This is a genomic window from Pseudomonas sp. SM4, assembly GCF_051913165.1.
Lineage (GTDB): Bacteria > Pseudomonadota > Gammaproteobacteria > Pseudomonadales > Pseudomonadaceae > Aquipseudomonas.
The window spans coordinates 81,827-87,532 of sequence record NZ_JBODOE010000010.1 but is presented as its reverse complement, the minus strand read 5'-3'; the positions used below and the strand labels follow the sequence as shown (position 1 = coordinate 87,532).

Genomic DNA, 5,706 nt, shown 5'->3' with positions numbered 1-5,706 from the left:
TTGTTGTTTATCTAGCAGAGCCCGGCGTTGCGCCGGGCTCGATCCTGAACGGACTTGTGGGCATTTATGGAAAAGTCGAAGTGGCGCAAAGTCGGTATGGGTTTGGCCTTGGCGGTGGTGGCGGGGTTGGTGTTTTACACGGTGCAGGCCCCGGCGGAGGCGCCGCAGTACCTGACCGCGACGGTCGAACGCGATGACATCGAGAACGCGGTGCTGGCCACCGGCGTGCTCGAAGGGATCAAGCAGGTTGATGTTGGTGCGCAGGTCTCCGGCCAGTTGAAATCGCTGAAGGTCAAGGTCGGCGACAAGGTGAAAAAAGGCCAGTGGCTGGCGGAAATCGATCCGCTGGTGCTGCAGAACACCTTGCGCCAGGCTCAGGTCGATGAGGAAAACCTGCAAGCGCAAAAGCGCGCCACGCAGGCCCAACTGAAACAGACCAAGGCGATTTACGAGCGCTATCAGAACCTGCAGGAGGATGCGTCGATCTCGCGCCAGGATTTCGAAACTGCGGAATCCAATTATCAGGTGCAGCAGGCCAATCTGATGTCGCTGGATGCGCAAATCAAAAGTGCGCACATCCAGATCGACACTGCCAAGGTCAACCTGGCGTACACGCGGATTGTCGCGCCGATCGATGGCGACGTGGTCGGCGTGGTCACTCAGGAAGGCCAGACGGTGATCGCCAGCCAACTCGCGCCGGTCCTGTTGAAACTGGCAGACCTGGACACCATGACGGTCAAGGCACAAGTGTCCGAGGCCGATGTGATTCACATTGCGCCCGGGCAAGAGGTGTATTTCACCATTCTTGGCGAGGACAAACGCTACTACGCGAAACTGCGCGGCACCGATCCGGCGCCGCAGAACTTTCTCGAAACGCCGCCCGCCGGCACGCCGAAGCAAAGCAGCGCGGTGTTCTACAACGCTTTGTTTGAAGTGCCCAACCCCGACCATCGCCTGCGCATTTCGATGACCGCGCAGGTGCGCATTGTCCTCGACACCGCCAAGGCTGTGCTGACCGTACCGGTGGCGGCGCTCGGCCCGCGCAATGCCGACGGCAGCTTTCCGGTGCGCGTGCTCGACGCCAAGGGCCACGCGCAGTCGCGCAACGTGCAGACCGGGATCAACAACAACGTCAAAGTGCAGATCAATGGCGGCCTGGCTGAAGGCGATCGCGTGGTTATCGGTGATCCGTTGACCAACGTGGCGGGGGCCTGAGCATGACTGAGCCACTGTTGCAGCTCACTGGCATCACCCGCAGTTTCACCGCTGGCGACCGCGAATTTCTTGCGTTGAAGAACATCAACCTGACGATCCATGCCGGGGAAATGGTCGCGATCATCGGCGCCTCGGGTTCCGGTAAATCAACGCTGATGAACATCCTCGGTTGCCTCGATTACGCCACCGCCGGCAGCTACAAAATCAACGGCCAGGAAACCCGTGATCTGGACAATCAGGCGCTGGCCGAACTGCGCCGCGACTATTTCGGCTTCATCTTCCAGCGCTACCATTTGCTGCCGCACCTGAGTGCGATGCACAACGTCGAGATGCCGGCGATTTATGCCGGTACCCCGCAGCTGCAACGCCATGCCCGCGCCAGAGAGCTGTTGGCGCGACTGGGCCTCGAAGGTCACCTGACGCATCGGCCGAGCCAGTTGTCTGGCGGCCAACAGCAGCGGGTCAGTATCGCCCGGGCGTTGATGAACGGCGGCGAAGTGATCCTCGCCGACGAGCCTACCGGCGCGCTCGACACGGCCAGCGGCAAAGAGGTGATGCGCATTCTGCTGGAGCTGCACGCCGCCGGGCACACGGTGATTCTGGTGACCCACGATCCGAAAGTCGCGGCCAACGCCGAACGCATCATCGAAGTCAGCGACGGTGAAATCCTCAGCGACCGCGCCAACGAACGTGACACCACGCACCTGCTCAGCGATGAGCCAGTGGCGCCGAGAGCCACCGCTTCGCGGCGTCTGGTGGCCAGCCTTGGCCTGTTCAAGGAAGCGTTCAGCATGGCCTGGGTCGCATTGATCTCGCACCGCATGCGCACCTTGCTGACCATGCTCGGCATTGTCATCGGCATCACCTCGGTGGTGTCGATTTCGGCGGTCGGCGAGGGCGCCAAGAACTACGTGCTCAAGGACATCGCGGCCATCGGCAGCAACACCATCGATGTCTATCCCGGCAGCAGTTACGGCGACAAACGTGCGGCGGCCATCGAAACCCTGACCCCGGCGGATGTCACGGCGCTGAATCAGCTGTATTACGTCGACAGCGCCACGCCGATGATCGGCCGCAGTCTGTTGCTGCGCTACCGCAATATCGATCTGGATGCGCAGGTCAACGGCGTCAGCGATCAGTACTTCAAAGTGCGCGGCATCAAGATGGCGGCGGGCATCGCGTTCAGCGAAAGCGATGCGCGACGCCAGGCGCAGGTGGTGGTCATTGATCACAACACCCGTCAGCGTTTGTTCGGCCAGGATGTCGATCCGTTGGGCCAGGTGATCCTGATCGGTAACCTGCCGTGCACGGTGATCGGCGTCGCCGCACAGGATAAAAGCCTGTTTGCCTCGGGCAAGACCCTCAACGTCTGGGTGCCTTACGAGACGGCCGCCGGACGGGTGTTGGGCCAGCGTTATCTGGACAGTATCAGCGTGCGCATGAAGGAAGGTCAGCCGAGCAAGGTGGTGGAAGAGCACGTCACGCAGCTGTTGCTGCAACGCCATGGCAGCAAGGATTTCTTTACCAACAACCTCGACAGTGTGTTGCAGACGGTGCAGAAAACCAGCCGCTCGCTGGCGCTGCTGCTGTCGTTGATCGCGGTGATTTCGCTGGTGGTGGGGGGGATTGGCGTGATGAACATCATGCTGGTCTCGGTGACTGAGCGCACGCGCGAGATCGGCATTCGCATGGCGGTGGGCGCGCGGCAGTCGGACATTCGTCAGCAGTTTCTGGTGGAGGCGGTGATGGTCTGTCTGTTGGGCGGGGCGATCGGGATTTCGCTGTCGTATGCCATCGGGCATCTGTTTTCGCTGTTTATCAAGGAATGGGAGATGGTCTTCTCGCTGACCTCAGTGCTCACGGCGGTGATCTGCTCGACGCTGATCGGCATCGTCTTCGGCTTCGTCCCGGCCCGCAATGCCTCACGCCTCGACCCGATCGAAGCGCTGGCACGCGATTGATGAAACCATTGATCGTTCCTACGCTCGGCGTGGGAATGCAGCCCGTGACGCTCCGCGTCACTGGACGCAGAGCGTCCCTAGAGGCATTCCCACGCAGAGCGTGGGAACGATCAAGATCGCAGCCTGCGGCAGCTCCTACCGATCAGGCGGCGGTGCAGGTTGAGGTGTCCAGTGGCGAATACATCCAGCGCATCAATGAATGTCGCCCGCTGATGCCGAGCTTGATCGCGGCGCGCTTGAGGTAGCTTTCCACGGTGTTGACCTTGAGCTGCAACTGTTCGGCCAGCTCCGGTGCCGTGCGCCCGGTGAGCAGGCCGATGCACACTTCGCTTTCACGGTTCGACAGGCTCAACCCCAATTGCTGCAAACGCTCATTGAAGCGCAGGCGCAGGGTCTCGATGCCCGAGCCTTCGGTGGCCTCGGCCGGGCGTTCGCAGTCGGCATCGTCCGGTTGCAGCGCACTGATGTGTTTTTCCACCATCGGCAGCAGCAGCGGCGAAATATCTTGCAGGCGGCTGCGTTCCTGTGCAGAAAAGCGTTGCGACTGACCGTTGCGGTACACCGAAATCACGTAGCGGTAGCCGTCCTTGCGCCGGGTCAGATGCAGTTGCGAGGCATCGGTGGCCGTCGACGGATCAGGGTTCGGCAGGTCAGGGGCGGTCGCTGTGTTGTGCTCGGAAAACAGCGTTTCGGCGAGCAACGCGGCGTCTTTCAATGGTTCGGGTTCATTACGGCGGGTGGCACGGCCCACCGGCTCGACACGCATCTGCCGAATGTGGGTGGCATCGACGGCCAGTTGGGTGAGGATCAGGTCATGCAGCATGCGCGGAAAATGCCGGCTGCCAGTGCTGGCGATGACCTTGCCGATATGCGGGAACAGGTGTGAGTTCATATTGTTCGTCCATGAGTTGCAATGGGGTACTCGCGTCCCTGGAATACCGGCGTGAAGCTCCATGGCCGGCAAAAACGTTTCCAGAAGACGATCCTATCCTAGTACAACGTTTCGACGACCGTTTAATGAAGGCGTTATTAGCTCATAACCGCGCATCGCTTTTGATCAGTTCAAGGGCCGTTGCGTTTTCGCCAGCAGCAGCAACAGCACGCAGACCAGCACGGCCGCCCCAAGGTTGTAAATCATCGCGTTGACGAAGGCCGATGCGTATTGGCCGGCTAGCGTCGGGATGTCAGCGCCGCTGGCAAGCGTCGCACTGAACAGCATGCCGACCACGGCGACGCCCAGCGCCGCACCGACTTGCTGGACGGTGGAAATAATCCCCGACGCCATGCCCGCCCGGGCCTCATCGATGAAACCCAGCACCAGGTTGAGCAGTGGCGTCATGATCAGCCCCTGGCCCGCACCGACCACGATCAGCACGGGAATCAGGCGTGTGGGCTGCAAGTCTGCGCCGGCCAGTTGGACTTGCGTGATCAGCAGTCCGATCGACGCGCTGTACACCAGCGCCCCGGCGAAGATCGCGCGTGTTCCCCAGCGAGCCACCAGCCGAGGCGCGGTCAGTGACGCCAGCACAAAACCGACGCTGCAAGGTGCGAAAATGCTGCCGGCCAGGAAGGGCTCGAGCCCCAGCCCGGTCTGCATCAACAAGGCAAAACACAAGAAGAACGAACTGGACGTGGAGTAGACCAGCAGCACCAATAACGTGCCCAAGGCAAACCGTGGTTGGCCAAGCAAACGCATGTCCACCAGGGGCATCTCACCCGTGACACGTCGTCGTTCCTGTTGGCGATAGAAGCCCAGCAGCAGGGCCAGCGCCGCCAGCAATGACAACGTGCTCCAGGCCGGCCAGCCTTGCCCCGGCCCCTCGATCAGGGGCACCAGCAGCAAGGCCAGCCCGGCGCTGACCAGTGCCACGCCCGTCCAGTCCAGCGTCGGACGCTGAGGTGCGCGGGTTTCCGGGAACCACCGCGCCGCTGCGATCGCGCACAGGCCGACGGGAACGTTGATCAAAAACACCGCGCGCCAGCCCAGCCCGAACAGATCGGCCTGCACCAGCCACCCACCGAGCACCTGACCGGCGATGGCGGCCAGGCCCAGTGTCATGCCGAGCAGGCCGAAGGCGCGGCGGCTGTCGTCGCCCTCGAAACTCACGCGAATCGACGCATAGACTTGCGGAAACAACAACGCCGCCGCCAAGCCTTGCAGCACCCGCGCGCCAATCAGAAAACCGGCGTCGGGCGCCATCCCGCATAATGCCGACGCCAAAGTGAAACCGGCCATGCCGATCACGAACAGACGACGTCGTCCGTACAGATCACCCAAGCGTCCGCCGGTAATCAGCAACACACCAAAGGCCAATTCATAGCCGGCCACGATAAAGCCGATTTGCGAGAAACTTGCACCCAGCCCTGACTGCATGTCGGGGATGGCGACGTTGACCACAAACAGATCGAAGATCGTCACGAAACCTGCGAGCAACAGGACGCAAAGGCCCAGCCATGGAGCGCTGGCAGCCGTGCGGGCGGGCAGGGCGGAAGAGGATAAAGGTGCGCTCATCTTGAGTATCCGAGTTAG

At 61.7% G+C, this 5,706-nt stretch carries 4 protein-coding genes; 2 read left to right on the top strand and 2 right to left on the bottom strand.

Features of this window, described 5'->3' with window-relative positions:
• Positions 1 to 66: 66 nt before the first annotated feature.
• Positions 67 to 1,215 carry a macrolide transporter subunit MacA gene (gene macA, locus ACQ4MY_RS19275; RefSeq protein WP_008079658.1) on the top strand — a complete coding sequence of 383 codons (1,149 nt, stop codon included), beginning with the start codon at positions 67 to 69 and terminating at the stop codon, positions 1,213 to 1,215.
• A 2-nt stretch (positions 1,216 to 1,217) separates the two neighbouring features.
• A complete protein-coding gene (locus tag ACQ4MY_RS19270) occupies positions 1,218 to 3,176 on the top strand; it encodes a MacB family efflux pump subunit (RefSeq protein WP_158836028.1) in 1,959 nt (652 codons plus the stop codon).
• Positions 3,177 to 3,318: 142 nt separating this feature from the next.
• Here the strand turns inward: ACQ4MY_RS19270 and ACQ4MY_RS19265 are convergent, their stop codons facing one another.
• Positions 3,319 to 4,068, bottom strand: a complete 750-nt coding sequence (locus tag ACQ4MY_RS19265) for a helix-turn-helix transcriptional regulator (protein WP_440096148.1) — start codon at positions 4,066 to 4,068, stop codon at positions 3,319 to 3,321.
• Positions 4,069 to 4,233: 165 nt separating this feature from the next.
• Positions 4,234 to 5,688, bottom strand: a complete 1,455-nt coding sequence (locus ACQ4MY_RS19260; protein ID WP_440096147.1) for an MFS transporter — start codon at positions 5,686 to 5,688, stop codon at positions 4,234 to 4,236.
• Positions 5,689 to 5,706: the final 18 nt, after the last annotated feature.

What these genes read in the sequence shown, in the direction of transcription:
- macA (WP_008079658.1), top strand. Translation starts at nt 67, where the DNA reads ATGGAAAAGTCGAAGTGGCGCAAAGTCGGTATGGGTTTGGCCTTGGCG.
- ACQ4MY_RS19270 (WP_158836028.1), top strand. Translation starts at nt 1,218, where the DNA reads ATGACTGAGCCACTGTTGCAGCTCACTGGCATCACCCGCAGTTTCACC.
- ACQ4MY_RS19265 (WP_440096148.1), bottom strand. Translation starts at nt 4,068, where the DNA reads ATGAACTCACACCTGTTCCCGCATATCGGCAAGGTCATCGCCAGCACT.
- ACQ4MY_RS19260 (WP_440096147.1), bottom strand. Translation starts at nt 5,688, where the DNA reads ATGAGCGCACCTTTATCCTCTTCCGCCCTGCCCGCCCGCACGGCTGCC.